This is a genomic window from Pseudoalteromonas denitrificans DSM 6059, from assembly GCF_900112265.1.
In the GTDB taxonomy this organism is placed as follows: Bacteria; Pseudomonadota; Gammaproteobacteria; order Enterobacterales; family Alteromonadaceae; genus Pseudoalteromonas; species Pseudoalteromonas denitrificans.
Genome location: NZ_FOLO01000008.1, coordinates 44,545 through 63,792 on the forward strand (window position 1 = coordinate 44,545; position 19,248 = coordinate 63,792).

The window sequence follows — 19,248 nt, forward strand, 5'->3', positions numbered from 1 at the left end:
ATAAAATGCAACCTACAGCTCCTGAACTGGAAATTTTAAAACTGTTATGGCACACGCAGCCCCGCACAGCACGTGAACTTCACGACGAAATCAAACAAATACTTAGTTGGAGTTATTCTTCTACTCGTAAGACATTGGAAAGAATGGGAGAAAAGGATTTCGTGTCAATGGAGTTTAAAGGTAACAAAAAGATCTATTTTGCCCGTATAAATAAGGTTAAGACGTTAGCCGCTTTTGCTCAAGACTTTGCCAAACGTGTATTTGAATTAGATGGTCCATTACCTGTGGCCATGTTTACAGATAGCAGATTGATCGATGATAGCGAAATTGCTGATCTTGAAAAGCTATTGAAAGACTTGGAACAAAAGCACGAAGAAGAGTAAAAATATGGATTATCAAAATATGCCTAGTACTCTTTTGTTGCAGATATTGTTTTTCATTGCTTGGAGTGTGATTTTATATGGATTTGCGTTAGCAATTACTAAAATATTGCCCCATTTAGCCAAATGGTCACGGTTTTGGCAAGCTTGGCTTTTAGTCGCTTTAGTGCCTTTATTTCCTGATTATTTTTATCAAGTGAATACTTTGATCCCTGATGCTTTGAAAGAAGCATTTAGTGATTCTCAACATAATTTATTGAATCATTCAAATTCAGTTGTAAATCAAATCGAAAGTACAGAGACATTGCAGATATTCCTATCGCTAGTAATAGTGATGATAATCGGCGGTTGTTGCCTATCATTGCTACGTTTCTTCTCAGGGGTGTTAAAAGTTAATAAATTTGTTAAACAGGCAACACCTCTAATTGATTTTAAGCACTTTACACAGCAACAAAAAACCGTAATTACTACTAATAATATTCGTGTTCGGATCACCAGTCAGCCTGTTTCTCCGTTTGTTTTTGGATTTTTTCAAGTGACTATGTTGTTACCAAGTAGCGTTTTTAATATGTCGCAGCAACAACGATTCTTATTAATTGAACATGAGTTAATGCACATTAAAAGGTGGGATCCTAAAGCGGTAATTATATTCCGGTTTTGCTCCAGTATATTCTGGTTTAATCCTGTTATAAGCTTTTTTGAAAGGCAATTTTTACAGAGTATGGAATTGAATTGTGATATGGCGGTTATTTCCTCCTACCCAAAGGTTAAGCTAGATTATGCTAGGGCACTAGTCGCAAGTCTTAAGTTAAGTAAAAATACCATAGATAACGGGTTAACCACTTACTTTTCTGGTCCACAACTTAAAAAGCAAGATTTTGAAAACAGAATAAAAACGGCAATGTCAGCTCATCTAAATAATAAATATGACAGGCGATACATCTCATTTTTACTCTTCTTATCCTCTTTTATGTGCTTTTTTGTTATAGCAGTCAAACCTTTTTTCCCAGTGCTGGAATTTAACTCCAACAGCTTTGACGGCATGTTACCAGTATTGAATGCTCGGGTTTCTTCCGGCTACGGTGATATTAACGACTTCAGAGGATATCGGCCTCATAAGGCCATCGATTTTGCTGCTCCAATAGGTACTAAAGTGGTTGCGAGTTTTTCTGGAAAGGTTTTAATTGCTGATAATGCCACCTTGCACCGTAATTATGGCAAGGTGGTACTAGTTGAACATAAAGGTCAGATGCAAAGCTTGTATGCGCACCTTGACAGCTTTTCAGTTGAGTCGGGGCAATATATTTCAGCGGGACAAACCCTCGGTACCGTCGGAGAAACGGGGCGTGTAACTGGGCCTCACCTGCACTTTGAACTGCTAAAAGCAGGTAAACCTATTGATCCAGCTCTTTATTTGAACTTACAAATCTGAAGGGGATAAGGTAAATACCATATTGCTACCGGTTCTTGTCTGTTTATGAAAACAGGAATAAGCAAGTGTAATCATTTAGATAAACCCCAATTTAAATTTAGCTAACTTTATTTTTCGCTTTTGTTAGCGTTATATAGTCATTAGGAAAGAGACAGGATGTACAAATTATTATGCTTATTCATCACATTATTTGCCGCTGCTTCAGGTCAAGCTCAAGAGATAGCAATTACATTTGATGACGTTCCACGACCAGACTCAAGATTATTTTCTGGGGAGGAGAGAACACAAAAATTAATTGCAGCCCTCAGAAAATCCAAGGTACCTGATATTTTTCTATTTGTAACAACAAATAACATAACGGAAAAATCAAAGAAACGTGTTGAAGCTTATATAGAGGCAGGGTTCCATCTTGGAAATCATAGCCATAGTCACTTTTCTGCCCATAAAAAACATATTGAAACATACCTTTCTGATATAACGGTGGCGCGTAATCAATTGAAAGGTTTTAAAAATAATATGCCCTTTTACAGGTACCCATATTTGCATGAAGGCAATGATAGAAAAACAAGAGACCGCATTCGTCAGCATTTGCGAGAGATGAGCTATAAAAATGGTTACGTTACAGTCGATAACTACGATTGGTACATGGATAGCTTACTTCAAAGAGCTTTAGTTAACGGTAAAAAAGTGGATTATGACGCATTAAAGAATGCTTATATTACTGTTCTTTGGCAGTCCATTCTTTTTTACGATGAAATAGCCAATAAAACTCTAGGGCGATCTCCTAAACACGTATTATTGCTTCATGAAAATGATATGGCTGCTTTATTTATCGATGATTTGATTGAGCATATTCGTGAACAGGGGTGGAAGGTTATTTCTCCTCAGGAGGCATATAAAGATCCTATTGCTTTTACAATTCCCGATGTTTTATTTAATGGCCAAGGTAGGGTAGCTGCAATTGCTAAAAGTAAAGGATGGGATGAGAAGCTCCTTAGAGATGTCGGCTCAAGTGAAGACTATTTGGATGACTATTTTAAAAATAACAATGTATTCAAATAAAGTGCCGTATGACAAAGTATAACTGCGGACAAACAACTGAATATGGCGTGAGGTTGTAGAATAATTTAAAAATTTATTTGATGGCCTGAAAACAGGGTTTTAAATGTATTAGTGAAGTCTTGTTTTAAGCTTAGAGTGCGATACAAAAATCCACTTTTTAATTAATTTTGACTTTTAGATAAATTCTACAGGCTCGTTAGATATTAACTAAAGTATTAAAGTGAATTAAGAGAGTGATTTTGGAAATAAGAAAATTAAATACGCTAAGGGGATTAGCCGCACTTATTGTATTTATTACACACTTCAGTGATGCAACAAACTGGCTTGGAGGCGTTTTGGGAGGAAGGGCTGGTCAATATGGAGTAATGTTGTTTTTTCTCCTAAGTGGCTTCCTTATGTCTTACCTCTATTTTGACAAAGAATTTAGTAAAGGAAATATACAAGAATATTTTATTGCCAGATTAGCGAGAGTACTTCCGCTGTATTTATTAGTCGTATTTTTTTCCTATTTATTCACTTTATTAGACATTCAAGCGTTATACAAAATCACAAACATAAAAGAGCTAGTCTCTCACCTAATGTTCATTTATGGTGAAAGTGTTCTTTGGACAATTTCGCCAGAAATGCAGTTCTATTTAGCATTCATAGTATTTTGGTTGCTAGCTTCGGAGCGCTCAGGGTATATTTATGTGCTAATAATTTCAATTTTAATACTTTTATTTTTTACAAATTTTCCTCGTATAAATGGTGATATTTATGGTTTTAAATATAACTTTTTTCATGTATTTAGAAGCCTTCCTTATTTCTTTGTTGGTCTGATTTTTGGAATGCACTATAGAACTTTCAAAGTACCGAGGTACCTCTATAAAAACAGATTTGTTTTAGCTCTTTTATTAATCCCGCTAATGTGCCCTGAGTTTTCTCCGATAACATCAGATGCAAAAAATAAGATGTGGCTAAGTTACGAAGTCTTATTTGTGATGAGCACATTGTTCTTTTGTATTGTATTTTTGGTGCCGAATAATAATATTTTTCTAGCGAACAAGGTTGGAGATTTTATTGGTAAAATATCCTATTCGTTATATTTATTGCATATGCCCATTATTGCGAAAGTGAATCAATTTGATTTTTCGATAGAGCTTAAGCTTCTGGTGTCTATTATTTTGAGTATTGCTACTGCTTACCTCTCGTATAAATACTTTGAAAAACCAGTAGCCAAATTTATTCGAAATTTAGCATTTAACAAAAACACAAGTAATAGCATTTCGCTATCATCACTCTGAAATTTAATTACAGTAGGATATATGTTACAAAAAATCTGTTTTTTTCTATTTGTTATTACATCATCGCAGCAATTGTTTGCTGAAACAGATTTTGTAGAAGCAAGTGAAGTTGACTTTATTCACTACAGAGCCGAATTAGAGCCAAACTTTCAATCTAAGACTGTTTCAGGGACAGTAGATATTGAATTTATACCTGTTGTTAGCGGTATAAGGCAAATTAGCTTTTCAGCTAAATATAAATCAATAAAATCTATACAAGTCAGAAATATCGGAGTAAAGCACAAAATAAAAAATGATGTTTTAGTAATCACTTTTGATACGCCATTAGTTGCCAATCAAAAATACGTTGTCTCAGCAGAATATCGTGCTTCACCTGAGCGTGGAATGAAGTTTTATGATGATCACTTGTTCACTGTCTATCATACAAAAAACTGGCTCATTTCCCATAGTAATATTGCCGACAAAGCAAGTTTTGAGTTATTGCTTAAGCACAATTCAAATTTGATCTCCGTTGGGAATGGGGAGTTAGTTTCTCAACAACAAAGTAATGGAAAAGTTATTTCGCATTGGTTGCATGATACTCCAATGCCCATATATAGCTTTGGCTTTGCACTAGGTAAATTTGAACAGTCAACAAGAGAACTAGGTAAGTACTCGGTTTCTTATTTTTACCGTAAGAAACGGCTGGATAAATTCAATCATCAAAACGTGAAAGATGTATTTCGTGATGTACCTGACATGCTTTCATTTTTTGAGGGTAAAGCTGGTTTTAAGCTCCCCAACTTGTCTTATAAGTATGTCATTGTTGAGGGTTACATGGCTCAAGAAGCGACAGGTTTCAGCTTAGTTGGCGAAAAATTTGTGGATACAGTTCAGCAAGATCCAAATGAAAACTGGTTCATTGCTCATGAGCTAGCTCATGAATGGTGGGGCAACAATATAACTTGCGCAAACTTTTCTCATTTTTGGCTTAATGAAGGTTTAGTTCAATTTCTTGTTGCCGCCTATAAACAGCACCTATTTGGGCAAGACGCCTATGAGAAAGAAATCGAAATTGCCAAAAAAAGAGTGAAGGCAGCAATTGCTAAAGAAAAGGTCTCCGCTGTTGCATTTAGAGAGCAGATTAACGAAAGTGAAATCAATAGAACCATGGCTTATAGCAAAGGAGCTTTAGTATTTTACATGTTGCGTAATGTATTGGGTGATGAAGTGTTCTGGGAAGCCCTGAAGCACTATAGTACAAAACATAAAAACGGCTCAGTAACCACTACTGATTTAAGAGTGGCATTTGAAGCTGTTAGTCGTAAAGACCTTACAGACTTTTTTAGTCGCTGGGTATATGGGGATGAAACTCCTGAGTTTATTCTAAAAGGAAAGCAACATTGAAAACTTATTTAATCACCTTGCTTAAGTTCCCTAAAAAATACCGTATCACAATTGTTGTTTTAAGTTTCATACTTTTGTTTTTTTTATATTTTCGGCAGAGAAAAAAGTCAGTGAAATTATTGAACCCCCATCATTGATGAAAATAAATGATACAGTGAAAAGAGCTAGGTTAGCGACAGAAAAAAGAATCCGAGAGACAAAAGAGGCCACAGATAGAGCTCGAAAAATAACTCCTATTCATTGGCAAACAGCTAAAGTTGGAAACGGTGACTCGTTAGCAAGAATATTTATACGGCTGGGGTTTAGTGCGCAAACGACCTATGCGGTGATCACAACAAAAGGCGACGAAAGTAAGTTACTTAAAAAACTACGTATAGGTGCTAGCTTAAAGGTTGGCAGTAACAACACCGGTCAATTAGCGAGGTTAGAATATCAATTATCAACAACTGAAACACTGTACATCAATTTAGTTGGCGACAGCTACCAATCTAGTAAAGAAACCAAAGAGGTTGAAATACGAGAAAGCTTAAGTAATGGAGTTATTTCTTCAAATTTTTGGAATGCTGGAGTAAAGGCTGGGCTAAGTGACGCTCAAGTTATTAATCTTGCTAATGTATTTAGTTGGGATATCGATTTTTCACAAGATATACGTAAGGGTGATAGTTTCAATGTTATTTACGAAAAAAAGTATATTGACGGTGAATACATTGGTACTGGTAATATTTTAGCCGCTGAAGTTGTTAACAAAGGGGATACTGTTCAGGCAATACGTTTTACTGACAATGAGTATTACACTCCTGATGGCAATAGTATGCGTAAGGCTTTCTTACGTGCCCCAGTGAATTTTAAATACATCAGTTCTAGCTTCAAGCCTAAACGTTTTCACCCCGTACAAAAACGCTGGAAAGCACATCGCGGTATCGATTATGCTGCCAAAAAAGGGGCACCTGTGGTTGCTGTCAGTAAGGGTAAAGTAACCCATTCAACCTTTAGTAAATTTAATGGTAATTATGTATTTATTCAACATGGTAATGGTATAGTCACCAAGTACTTACACTTTTCAAAACGTGAAGTTAAAAAAGGCCAACGTGTTAAGCAGGGACAAGTAATAGGCTACGTAGGTGACACAGGTTTAGCCGCAGGACCTCATTTACATTATAAGTTTCTGTTAAATGGTGTGCCCAGTAATCCACGCACCGTAAAGCTACCTGATGCACAACTTATAGCTAATAAATATAAAGCTCAATTTTTTACATTAGCGAATAAACGAGTTGACGCACTAAATCGAGCTAGAAGGGAATTGATTTCTAGTCAGGACGCATCATGGGCACCCACGAGTGACTAATATGGTCAAATGAAAATAGATAGTTGGGTTAAATATTACTAGCTCTTATGTTAGGAACCAGTGCTGACGGTATTGATTTAGCATTAGTTAAATTCAATATTACGAACTTTGAAAATTGACGGGTGCTGAATGCAATTAAAATAAAGACGGAACTATTGATGCTGTAGTTAAATACCATGAATATGAAAAAATGATTAGCCCCAAAAAGATATATGAAAAAACAGGTTTAACGGCGTCTGCGGCTTTTATCTATCAGAGCGTCAATTCCGCCATTTTCAACATGCTTGATAGCGATAAAATGTATCACGGGAAGCTCCTATGTCTTTACCGGTTTTAGAAATACTACCAAGTTCTTGGTCTAAATTTAAAAGCCCTGCTTTTAGTTTTATGATTGGATTGTTAGTATGGATCATTGAGAGTTACCTATTTTGATTTAAGATTTGACACCTTAATCAAAGTGGGTAACTCTCGGTTTTTCAAGTTGAGATTAATACATATTAATTTGCTTTTAAGCCTACCACAACAGCACGAACACGCGTGGTATTATCAGGCCAATTTAAATCTTTATAAACAGCTTCACACTTGCCGCCACGGCTAGGTTTCATTGTGGTAATAAATTTAGCTGCACCACTTTCACTTTTATCTGTATCTTTTTCAAAGCCCGCATAGCCATAACTAGATTCAGCGCCACAAGATGTTAATACATAATCCGCTCTATCATTTAGATCTGCTGATACATAAGAAGTTTGACTAGTATCATAATTTCCAGCATGGATCACATTTTCAAGTGTTAAGTTATTTATGTGTCTAGGTAGTTCTAGTAAAAAGGTTTTCAGCGCTCTTTGATCATGATACTCATGTTGCTTAGATGCGCCACGCCAACCTGTGCCATTGGCTGTAGGTGCATTACTGACTGCTAATTGACCAAACCAGCGAACATTATCAGTATAGTTTCTAACTTCCATTCCACCACCAATGACTAAGTTACTTGTCACTTTAGATAAAGTTCGTGTTGCATAAGGTTCTTCTTGCTTACTTGCTGATTCTTCAGTTACTAAGATTTTATTTTTCAATTCTGTGGCTGAAATACCATTAATTCTTAAACCAACCGCATATGCTTCTATAGGTGAATTATCAACCCATGAATGGTCTTTTACCATCATCTTCCAAGTTTGAAGATGTTCTTTAGAGTTACTATAGTTTAAATCAGGCATAGAGCTGACTAAATATTGTCCTGGATAATCTGAACCTTCAAATCCGCCACTAATTGCAACAAAAGTTTCATCTGGTATTTTCACTTCAGCTTTAAAATGACCTGCATTACCTATTCTATTTATTGTTGCTTTGAAAATAGCGACTTGAATATTTCCTGAAGCATCCGTCATCACAGGGCCAATTTGTGTACCATCAACTGCACTGGCTATACCTGAGGTTGATAGTAAAATTCCGCATGATAATAAATATGATAACTTTTTAATTGAAAATTTCATGTTTCTTCCTTAACTGTTTAAATTACTAACTCATTTAAGAGCTGTGTTGCCAACTGGCTGAATACTACTTTACTGAAATAATTAATAATTAATCCTACCCAAGTGGGGGTTATGAAATTCAATTAAGTTATATATCCGTAACCATTCATAATGCGAGATTTCAGCAAGCCAAATCTGAGTTAGATTCTAGACGTGAAAGTGAATGTGTGGTTATTCCCCTATAAACTTTCACAGCAACGAAGATGATTTAAATTGGGCTTGTCGCCTGGAATGTGAGGGGGAAGCAGCTTAGCGTTACCTTTTTAGTTAAGGTAATACATTGGCTAAAAAGATGTCTTGGTCTGATTTCCCTCTCAGGCTTTGAAATCCGCATTTTGATAGGCTTCGGCATATACAAATAATTTATCGATTTATCAAAGGAACATGTACGGTTTAAGATTTATTGGATGGTATTTTTAGAGGACTGAACTTGCTTTTTTGTGGAGAGTTTAGGGTCATTATTTTAGATGAACTAGGGTAGTTAAACTACCCTATATTTATTTCAAATTATATTGTTAGAGGCGGCGATCATGACAGCTTCAGTGCGATTGGCTGCCTCTAGTTTATCAAGTATACCGCTAACAAGCTCTTTCACCCTATCTTTAGAAACATGCATTAATCTAGATATTTCAATATTAGTAAAACCTTTAGACATAAAATGTAAACACTCTTTGCTTTTAACGGTTAACTTAGGTTTTTCAAAAATCACATCTGGGTGATTAAGGCACAATTGCTGAAAAATAATTTGGGCAATCCCGATCAGCTCTAAATGTTTTTTTGTGTAAAACTTCAAAAAATCAGTTTGTGCGCCTGAATAATAAAAACTGATAAATCCAGAACCTTTATTACTAAAAGTTGGAATGGATACACCTTGCACTGTATCCACATTTTCAGGTGCCTTTGCTCCTGCTATATGTGATCCTAAAATAGAGCCAGAGTGTACTTGAATGGGAGCAACTTCATGCCACAATACTGAATTATTGCTAAATTGGCATTGTTCTAATGCATCTTCATAATACCTTGGGTAATGGCTACCTGATTTATTATTATATTCAGGTAACAAGTGAGTGGGAAAGTCAGATATATAATAAAAACTTTCGCCAACTTGAGATAAACCTGTAATAAATATGCCGTTAAAACCTAGCTCTTGAGATAAACTAAAAATGGCACTTTTTAATTTAACCAAAGAAGCCGCATTATATAATGTGTTAAGTGATTTTTTATATTTAGATGAAAAAGAGTGTTCCATGACTCATACCTGTAGTCCATTTTTGATAAATAGAACTATAGAGCGCTCATAAATAACCGAGTATCAGTTGAGCGCCAATTATTATTAAGATCACGACAACATATGATTGACTATCAAAGAGTCGCCAGAAATAGTGATATAACGACATTTTTATCAATAAATTGTTTTGATTCACTTTTATGTAGTGAAAAATGAATAAACAGCAGGTTTAAATAAAAAAATTAACATTAAAACACAAAAAACTTTACTTTCTACAGGCGGAAACTTTATATTGCACAAAGTAAGTACCTAATACCTGTTTTTTAATCTAGGTATTTATATCGTTAAACTTATATAAAAATAATGCGATTGGGTATTGATGTCATGTCTTTATCTACTTCGCACCTCACTATCTGGTACGAATGTAGGTTGTAATAAAAGTGAATCATTAATGATAAAGTATTTTTTAATTTCATGTTTGGTAATTACAACCTTATTGGTAAATACAGCGCTTTATGCTGAAACCGATCTTGGTTTTAAGTTGAAAGAAATAGATAAGTTTACGCAACTAAGAACCAATTCTTCTATTATCCAAGATACGCAAGGTTTTATTTGGATAGCCTCTAAAACCGGGTTGATACGATATGATAGTTATGAATCAAAATTTTATACTTATAAAGATGTAATACAATTGATTCAAGATAACCAAGGTGGTTTGTGGTTTATCTCTGAAACTCAAGGGCTATATCAATATAATGAAAAAGAAGATAGTTTTATTCTTCGTCTAGGTCCAGAAATCATTTCAGAATATCAATGTGCTATATGTTTTGATTTTTTAGCTGTAGATATTAATAATAATTTTTGGTTAGGCTATTACGGAGGAAACTTAGTTAAATACTCTATCAATAATAAAAGCTTAGAGTATTTCAAATTACCTCATAGAACTAATAGTGCACAAGGGCATATTGTTAGGCCTTATATTTCAAAAGAAGGAAAAGTTTTTGCTTCATACAATAAACAGTTGTTTCTACTCGAGGGGGCAAATTTTGTTGTTTATTCACTTGAAAATAACACCGAACAAAAATTAGCTTATATCACAGCGCTCGCAGAAACAAACGATGGCAAGCTTTTGGTTGGTACATTAAAAGGACTTTATGTCCATGATGTAAAAAGACACCAAACCATGCACTTTCTTCATGATAAGAATAATAAACTATCTCTAAGTCATAATGAAATAAGATCACTTTTCACTGCTTCATCAGGTGATATCTATATTGGCACAACTAAGGAAATTAATAGGCTAACATTAAAAACTAATACATTTAATCATCAGTCTGAGGTTATGATATTAAACGGTAAACTTCCTTCTAATTGGGTGGTTCAGTTTTATCAAGACAAGCAAAAAAATATCTGGGCTATTAACTGGGATGCTGCATTTATTTTAAATCCAACTCAAGACAATGTCAGTATTTTAAAGCAAAAAAATAGCGACCATATACTCGCTGAACAAAAAAATATTATGGATAGTCTTGTAGATAAAAAAAATCGGCTTTGGTTTAGCACTTTTGGCAATGGTGTTTTTAGACGTTTAGGTAATAATAAATTTAAACAATACGCCACACAGTTTACTACTTCAGGATTAACATCTAACTATACTTATCAACTTTTCGAAGATAGTCGCGGTGATATTTGGCTTGGTAGTGAATATGGTGCTTTTCGATATAATGAGAAAATAGATAGTTTTGAATTTGTTCTACTTAATCCCGATATTAAACAATCTGAATTGATGATAATTAATTCATTTTCAGAACAAAAAAATGGACTCATTCATATAAATACCCTTGAAAAATGGTTTTTATATGATTCTGTGAATAATAAAGTCATCTTTCAACAAGATGACCCTATTTATTTATCTTTAATGACTAAATCGCATGGCATGCTGCATGTTAAAGGGGGGGAGCTCTATCTTTATAAAAATAATAAATTAAAATTACTCCCTCATTTTATATTAAATGATATTGCTAAAGGAGATATAGTTGATTTGTTACAAGACCGTTTTGGAAAAATTTGGGTTGCGACTCAAAATGGTTTATATGTTTCGGATCAGCAAGGATTAAACTTTCAGCTTTTGAACTTTAATGGCATTGTGGCTAAAACACCTATTGCATCATTATTAGAAGGTAAGCAAGGCCATATTTGGGTCGTTGATAATCAAGCTTTTTATCAGATTAATAGTACTAACTTGCAGACAATTAATAGTATACCAAATATAAGAGGCTTATCTGATGCGCCACAAGATGAGGCGCTTGCTCAAGATCATAATGGAGTACTTTATATCGGGAGTACTAGAGGCTTGATATCTTTAAATCCAAAATCAAAAGTCACGCCACTAGGCTTGTATATTACTGAAGTAAAAGTTGACAGTACGATATTAAATACCATTCAAAATCAAAGTTTAGTTTCTCTAACTTCTGACTCTATGTTGGAAGAACAACCCAGCAATATAAGATTTCGTTTTGCAAACTTAAATTATTTAAATCAGTTTGGTACTGAATATCGTTTTAAATTAGTTGGGTATGATCAAGAATGGCAAACTAACTTTTCTAATGAGCGAGAGGCTAAATATACCAATTTAGATCCTGGAAGCTATCATTTTAAAGTTCAAAGTCGTTTAATTCATACCCCGTGGGTAGAAGTATCTTTACCCTTTGTCATTACGCCTCCAGTCTATGGTACTCTTTGGTTTAAACTGGTTTTAAGCTCTTTATTTTTACTCGTTTTATATTTTTTTTCTCGTTGGAAAATACAAAGATTAGAATATAGAAATAATCAGTTGCAACAACAAGTGGAAGATAGAACATCACAAGTACGTGAACAATATTGTAAAATTGAGAATTTACTTAAAGATAAAGAAAAGCTTTATACTCGAATATCTCATGAATTTCGTACACCTTTGACTGTAATGCAGATCCCCATTAAAGCGATGCTTGATAAAAAAGATAAAGATCAAACCCAATGGTTTGCAGCTTGGTGCAGTGGTCAGCGATTGATCAAGATGGTGGAGCATTTATTATTAACTTCGCAGCAAGAAGAAATAGAGCAAGCTAAAACTCAAAATTATGAAGTAAAGTCGGATATTGAAAAGATTTATCAGATGTTTTTTGTCATTGCACAGAAAAAAAATATAAATATGCAGTTAAATATAGATGTAGATACGCATAATATTTTATTACTGGAAGAGTCTCTGGAGCAAATAATAGGTAACTTATTATCAAACTCATTAAAATATACACTTGCAGGAGGAGAGATCATTCTATTTGTTAAGCAAAAAGGTGATGTATTGGTATGTAAGGTTACAGATACAGGAGTCGGCATTGAAACGGCAGAACAAAAAAAAATATTTAAACGGTTTCATCGTATTAATAATCCTTTGATTGAAACTGTTGAAGGAGCTGGCATTGGTTTATCAACTGTGAAATATTTGGTCGATCACAATAGTGGAGAAATACAACTTACGAGTGAATTAGGTAAAGGGAGTTGCTTTGAAGTAAAACTCCCAATAACAGAAGGAGGTGAACAAAAATCGAATATTATTGCGCAGCGACATTTTGAAGATGGATTAACAGACATTGGTGTATTAGAAAATATTGAAAAATCAAATCAGGAGAATGAAAATAAAAATTTGAAGAATACAGAAAAAAAATCAAAAGTATTAATTGTTGAAGATAATAAACAACTTAGATTAATGTTACAAAATCAATTGAATCACTTTTTCGATTGCATTACAGCTTCGAACGGGCAGCAAGGTTTGTTAGTGGCTGAAAAAGAGCTACCAGACTTGATTATAAGCGATATCATGATGCCTGAAAAAAATGGTTTTACTTTATGTTATCAACTAAAAAATTCACAATTAACCTCTCATATACCTGTAATTTTACTTACAGCCAAAGGAAGTAAGCAAAGTCGTATTGATGGTTGGCAAGTTGCTGCAGATGATTATATGAACAAACCTTTTGAGGTGGAAAATTTACGGCACCGAATTGATAATTTAATTGAAGGTCGGAAAAAATTACAACATTTTTATCAAGTTCGGCTGTTTAATCGAACGCCTAAAAGTCTAAATGAAGTTAATTCAATACAGAATAAAGGTGATACGACATACAGTGAAAAATTATCAGATACGCAAATAGATCCTTTACTTATATCTTTGCAAAAACTGGTGGAAATTAACTATAGTGATTCGACATTTTCTACCGATGAAATGGCTAGTGCACTTTTTATTAGCTCTCGTCAGTTGCAGCGAAAAATGCAAATGATTGTAAATATTTCTCCCTCTGAGTATCTAAAAAAATATAGATTAAAACAGGCAAAGAGTTTGCTTATCAAGGGGCATCAAGCGAGTTCGGTTGCTTATTCTATCGGTTTTTCTTCGCCAGCTTATTTTGGAGCCTGTTTCAAAGCTGAATTTAATCTAACACCTAAACAGTTTCAATCTAGTGCTAAGTTAAGGAGTGATTTAGTTCAAGAAAAACAGTTGATAAATGACACTTAATTAAATGTCAACCCCCCCTTGCCTTGTTCCTTTTTATTGTAAATATGAGTTAAATGCATTAGATTTAATTTTCAAATTTATTGTATTTAAAGGATAACTCCATGGAATTAAAATTAAACAAAAAAAAATTAAAGAATCTTTCTAAAGATAAAAAGGCACTGCCAGTGACCATTACTCCAAAGGTTAATGGAGCTGGTGCAGATGCAGGTTGTGGCGATGCTAGTAGTAAAAATCGACATTGTGGCAGGAATGGTTGGTGGGAAGCTTAAAATACATTGCAACGTTTGACTTTTAATATGCGCGCCCGTATAAATAGGGCGCTTATAAGCTAATTAAAGTTTCCTTTCTACCACTTAAACAAGCGACATTTTTGCTGAACTTTCATACCATAAACACCAAGTTTATAGGGACCAAGTTCAGCCTCTCGTACAGGGTCAAAAGAAAAGTTATTAAGCGATACGTCAATAGTACCATTTGAGTTTAACGCGTAGATACCTTGTATTTTACTTGAGCCAATTTCAAACATACTGATAAATTGATTACCGACAAGGTACTGATCAATCACTAGGCCATTATTTTCATCTACCGCATAGTGCCCTAATTCAGCATCTATAGTAAGTAACTCATAGGGACGAGTATTTTGATTTGGACCTTCACCATAAGTAATTGTCCAAGTAGATTTATCATCTTCTAATGGTTTTATTTCTAAAGACATCAGAAATTTATTAAAAGCCCCGCGTTTAGGTGAAATGAGTTCACAATCCCCTTTAAAGTAGCCATGCCATTGAATTGGAGTTTGAGCACTTGCGCTACCACTTAAAATAATGCTGCTAAATAATGGGATTAAATAAAGTTTTTTCATTGTTTTTCTCTTTTGTATTAAGGTTTATTTTAAGATGCTATCAGTAATACTTTTGATGTACCAGTTTTAGGTTCTTGAAGGCGGGGAGTCGGATTTAATTTTTTATTGTGTTAATGCTTTTATTTATAACGATACTTTTTGTTTGTTCTGTTCCTGATATAATTATCTCCTCGTTCATACTCTTAGGTATCTTTTATGGCATTTCCAATTCCAAGTCCTGTTTCTGATTTCAACCATGTTTTAAACAGTTCAAAATTTGACTCATTAATTATTATCGCGAATGATTTTACAAAAATAGCGAATGATGAGTTAAATACGACAGTTCATGCTCTCAGTTTATTAGACTCAAGAATAGGTAAACAAGTTGTTGTTACGATTTGTGACCAAGTACCAGGCAAGCGGTTAATATTGATGCCTACAGGAAAATTAAATCGAGATTACGACGATGTAAGACGTTATTTTGATGCTGCAAAAAAAGCGGTCGTAGAGGCGAAAGCAACAGGCAGTATTAATCCTGCAATCTACTTAGTGGATGCACCTTCGAATTCTGTATACCAAAATGCAGTGACAGTGGCATATTTAGGTGCGTGTCAGGCTTTATGGCAACCACTTGAGGCTAGAGAACATTTAGGTGAATCAATTGAGCCAATTCAAAATATAGGTTTGGTTGGCGCAACGCAAGCATCATGTGATTATGTTAAAGCAATCGCTGCAGGACAATATGCAGCACGCGATTTATGTGGTACTGAACCTGAACGCATGGCACCACCTAAGTTTGCACAATATTGTGAAACTTTGTTTGCTAATTCAAATGTATCTGTTGAAGTCATTTCAGATTTTGATGAAATAAATAAAAACTATCCAATGATGGCAACTGTTGCACGTGCCTCAATGGCGGTAAAACGCCATCATCCAAGAGTTGTTAAACTCACTTATTCTCCTGAAGGGGAAATTAATAAGACCTTGTTATTTGTCGGTAAAGGGTTGGTTTATGATACGGGTGGTGCGGATCTAAAAGTTGGCGGTCATATGTCAGGTATGAGCAGAGATAAAGGCGGCGCTGCTTCAGTGGCTGGTTTTGTTAAATCGGTATCTGATTACCAGGCAAAAGGCGTTAAGGTGGTTGCTTATTTAACTGTTGTAAGAAACTCTATTGGCTCTGATTGTTTTGTACCGGATGAAATAATTACTACACGCGAAGGTGTTAGAGTACGTATTGGTAATACTGATGCAGAAGGGCGCCTGGCTATGGGTGACTTACTCAGTGAAATTAAAGATTTAGCTAAAACTGAGGTTAAACCTGAAATATTTACAGTCGCTACTTTAACAGGCCATGCTGCACGTGCTATGGGTCCTTATGCTGCTCTGGTTGAGAATGGTCCTGCGCGTAATGCAAAAATATCTCGTAATATTGCAGATAATGGTGATCTATGGGCTGATGGTGCTGAAGTGTCTCGTTCACGACGTGAAGATTATGACTTCATACAACCACACACATTAGCTGATGATGTGCTTTCAAGTAATAATGCACCTTCAGCAGTAACTGCTAGAGGGCATCAGTTCCCTATGGCCTTCTTAGCAATTGCATCCGGTCTAGATAAACATGGCAATGACTCATCGATGCCAATTCCGTATGTACACATAGATATTGCAGGTAATGGTGTTGAAGGGGGCGATTGGCAGCATGGTAAGCCCACCGCTGCATCTGTTGCGAGCTTATTTGCAACTTATATTAAATAACTATTTTATTTAGTTGCTCAAGTATCGAATCAACCTTGTTATAATGGAAATAAAATTAATGAGGCACTGAGTGCCTCATTAAAAAATAAATAACATTTACTTTTTGAAATGCCTATCAAAAAAATTGGTTATTGTTTTATGTAAGTGTGTTTGTACTTGCTTACCTCTAAGGCTATGTTTTGAACCTGGGTATGTCATCATCTCAAAAGGTTGAGCTTGATCTTGTAATTGCTTAAATACCTTAGTTGCATGGGTAAACAATACATTATCATCAGCCATGCCATGATAAATCATTAACGGTCCTTTTAAACCTTCACTATAGTCAAAGACATTGCTTGCTTTATATCCAGCTGCATTTGTTTTTGGGTGAGATAAGTAACGCTCAGTATAATGTGTATCATATAAAGTCCAATCAGTTACTGGAGCGCCAGAAACACCAGCTTTAAAGTAGTCACCAGCTTTAAACATTGTCATAAGCGCCATATAACCACCATAGCTATGGCCGTATATACCAATTCGATCTGCATCAACAAAGTTTAAAGTACGTAAGAACTCAACGCCTTTGATTTGATCTGCCACTTCAGACACTCCTAAGTGTTTATAGATAGGATCTTCAAAAGCTTTACCGCGATTGTATGAGCCTCGATTATCTAACTGAAATACGATATATCCTTGTTGTACCATGTATTGAAAATAGAGGTTCTTAGAACGCCAACTATTGGTGACGCGTTGTGCATGAGGACCACCGTATACATTTACGATCACAGGGTACTTTTTACCCGCTTTTAAATGTTTAGGTTTGAATAAACGATAATGTAATGTTTGTCCGTCTTCGGCCTTCAAAGTACCATACTCAGGAGCTGATAAATCAGCAACAAAAGGGGATAGCGGGTGTTCAGAATCTAGTTTATTTTGTTCTAACCAAGTAATAAATTTTCCTTGGTTATTACGCAAACTTACAGAAGCTGGCTGATTAACAGAAGAACTGCTATCTATAAAAGAATTATAGTCTTTGGCCATTACAACTTTATGGTACTGACCCTTTTCAGTTAAGCGTTTGATTTCACCTGAGTGATTTAATGGTACAGAATACAGGTGACTTTCAAGTACAGAGTCCGCACGTCCTGAAAAATAAACTAAACCTTTTTCTTCATTAACACCTTGCAAACTATCTACGACCCAATCACCTTGAGTAATTTGACGTACTAATGTGCCATCATTTTTATATAAATAAAGATGCTTGAAACCGTCACGTTCAGATGCCCAAACAAAATGTTTATTATCTTTTAAAAAACGTAATTCTTTATGTAAATTTAACCAAGTCTTACTTGTTTCAGTTAACAGTACTTTTTGTTTTGCGTTAGTAGTATCAAAGGATCTCAATTCTAACTTTTGTTGTGAGCGGTTTTGCCATTGATAAGACAGTGTCGTACTATCTTGAAGCCACTTAACTCTTGGGATATAAATGTCTTTATGGTTACCTAAGTCTACCCAGCTAATTTTCTGATTGTTTAACTTAACAATACCGAGTTGGATGTCTACGTTATTTGTTCCAGTAAACGGATATCTTTGATTAAATAATTTAACTTCTTCGGCATATATTTCATTTCTAATAGCCTCAGATACAGGTGTTTCATCAATGCGTGTAAAAGCAATCTTAGATTCATCGTTTGACCACCAGTATCCAGTCATACGACCCATTTCTTCTTGTGATACAAATTCAGCCATACCGTTTTTAATTACGCCACCGCCGTCGGTAGTCAGCTTTATTTCATTACCTGTTGCAATATTTAGGGCATAAACATTTTGAGCTCTGATAAATGAGACATATTTCCCTTTAGGAGAAAAGCGAGCATCAGTTTCAAACTCTGGTGTATTCGTTAGTTTTTTACTTTCTTTTTTAGCTAAGTTGTAATAATACAAGTCACCATTTAGCGGAAATAAAAGTGCAGAACCATCCTTAGAAAATTTATATTCTAAAATGCCTTTACCAAATATACGTTGTCTTTCTCGACGGGCTTTTTCTTCATCAGATAAATTTTCAGGGCCAGAAAATAAACTTTTAGAATCAACAAGCAAGCGATTTGTTTTATCTTTTAAGTTGTATTCCCATAAATCATAACGATTGTAATCGTCTTCTTTGCCTTGAAGATAAGTGACACGTTCACCTGTCGGTGAAAATTTTAATTTAATGGGAGATTTTCCAGATAAACCTGGATCTGAAAATAATCGCTCTATTGTTAACGGCTGTGCCGTTATTGTTCCGCTTGTTATTGCCAGGACTAAACTCAATAATGTGGTTTTATGACTCATCTTTATCTCATATAAATAATTGATTTCGATATCCTAGTCACCTCTAAATTCAACAAAAATAGACATCGAGTGGTGATTTGGAATTCGATAATATCCCTATAAAAAAGTCACTGCAACTAATTGCCATAAACTGTAA

At 34.8% G+C, this 19,248-nt stretch carries 13 protein-coding genes and 1 pseudogene; 9 read left to right on the forward strand and 5 right to left on the reverse strand.

The genetic code is table 11. From position 1 onward, the window contains the following. Positions 1–5: 5 nt before the first annotated feature. The 6 genes from BM088_RS07440 to BM088_RS07465 all read left to right on the forward strand — a co-directional run bounded on the left by BM088_RS07440 (position 6) and on the right by BM088_RS07465 (position 6,888). Entirely contained in the window at positions 6–383 is a 378-nt protein-coding gene (locus tag BM088_RS07440; protein ID WP_091982375.1) for a BlaI/MecI/CopY family transcriptional regulator, read from the forward strand. Between the two features lie 4 nt (positions 384–387). Beyond that, complete coding sequence (locus BM088_RS07445) at positions 388–1,812, forward strand: M23/M56 family metallopeptidase (protein ID WP_091982376.1); 1,425 nt, start codon at positions 388–390, stop codon at positions 1,810–1,812. 156 nt (positions 1,813–1,968) lie between these two features. Beyond that, complete coding sequence (locus BM088_RS07450; RefSeq protein WP_091982378.1) at positions 1,969–2,874, forward strand: polysaccharide deacetylase family protein; 906 nt, start codon at positions 1,969–1,971, stop codon at positions 2,872–2,874. A 239-nt stretch (positions 2,875–3,113) separates the two neighbouring features. Then, the gene (locus BM088_RS07455) at positions 3,114–4,157 is read left to right on the forward strand and encodes an acyltransferase family protein (RefSeq protein WP_091982379.1); all 1,044 of its coding nucleotides are present in this window, start codon (positions 3,114–3,116) and stop codon (positions 4,155–4,157) included. 21 nt (positions 4,158–4,178) lie between these two features. Next, complete coding sequence (locus BM088_RS07460) at positions 4,179–5,543, forward strand: M1 family aminopeptidase (protein ID WP_091982381.1); 1,365 nt, start codon at positions 4,179–4,181, stop codon at positions 5,541–5,543. A 136-nt stretch (positions 5,544–5,679) separates the two neighbouring features. After that, the gene (locus BM088_RS07465) at positions 5,680–6,888 is read left to right on the forward strand and encodes a peptidoglycan DD-metalloendopeptidase family protein (RefSeq protein WP_091982382.1); all 1,209 of its coding nucleotides are present in this window, start codon (positions 5,680–5,682) and stop codon (positions 6,886–6,888) included. A gap of 235 nt (positions 6,889–7,123) precedes the next feature. Here BM088_RS07465 and BM088_RS27010 read toward each other — a convergent pair. From BM088_RS27010 to BM088_RS07475, 3 genes and pseudogenes are all read right to left on the reverse strand, one after another. Continuing rightward, positions 7,124–7,301, reverse strand: a pseudogene (locus tag BM088_RS27010) (helix-turn-helix domain-containing protein); the annotation flags it as partial. Between the two features lie 84 nt (positions 7,302–7,385). After that, entirely contained in the window at positions 7,386–8,378 is a 993-nt protein-coding gene (locus tag BM088_RS07470; RefSeq protein WP_091982385.1) for a hypothetical protein, read from the reverse strand. Between the two features lie 541 nt (positions 8,379–8,919). Beyond that, positions 8,920–9,666 carry a response regulator transcription factor gene (locus BM088_RS07475; RefSeq protein ID WP_091982387.1) on the reverse strand — a complete coding sequence of 249 codons (747 nt, stop codon included), beginning with the start codon at positions 9,664–9,666 and terminating at the stop codon, positions 8,920–8,922. A 430-nt stretch (positions 9,667–10,096) separates the two neighbouring features. On the opposite strand from BM088_RS07475, the gene BM088_RS07480 reads away from it, so the two are divergent. Together BM088_RS07480 and BM088_RS27155 are read left to right on the forward strand one after the other, a co-directional pair. Then, on the forward strand, positions 10,097–14,197 hold the full coding sequence (locus BM088_RS07480) for a hybrid sensor histidine kinase/response regulator transcription factor (protein ID WP_177207977.1): 4,101 nt from the start codon (positions 10,097–10,099) through the stop codon (positions 14,195–14,197). 101 nt (positions 14,198–14,298) lie between these two features. Then, positions 14,299–14,466, forward strand: a complete 168-nt coding sequence (locus BM088_RS27155; protein WP_177207978.1) for a hypothetical protein — start codon at positions 14,299–14,301, stop codon at positions 14,464–14,466. A gap of 77 nt (positions 14,467–14,543) precedes the next feature. Here BM088_RS27155 and BM088_RS07485 read toward each other — a convergent pair whose 3' ends face one another. Then, the gene (locus BM088_RS07485) at positions 14,544–15,059 is read right to left on the reverse strand and encodes a hypothetical protein (protein ID WP_091982390.1); all 516 of its coding nucleotides are present in this window, start codon (positions 15,057–15,059) and stop codon (positions 14,544–14,546) included. A gap of 195 nt (positions 15,060–15,254) precedes the next feature. Here BM088_RS07485 and BM088_RS07490 point away from each other — a divergent pair, with 195 nt between their 5' ends. After that, positions 15,255–16,799, forward strand: coding sequence for a M17 family metallopeptidase (locus tag BM088_RS07490; protein WP_091982391.1), 1,545 nt, complete (start codon positions 15,255–15,257; stop codon positions 16,797–16,799). A gap of 96 nt (positions 16,800–16,895) precedes the next feature. Here BM088_RS07490 and BM088_RS07495 read toward each other — a convergent pair whose 3' ends face one another. Continuing rightward, positions 16,896–19,112: a S9 family peptidase gene (locus BM088_RS07495; protein ID WP_091982393.1), complete on the reverse strand. Its 2,217-nt coding sequence runs from the start codon at positions 19,110–19,112 to the stop codon at positions 16,896–16,898. Positions 19,113–19,248: the final 136 nt, after the last annotated feature.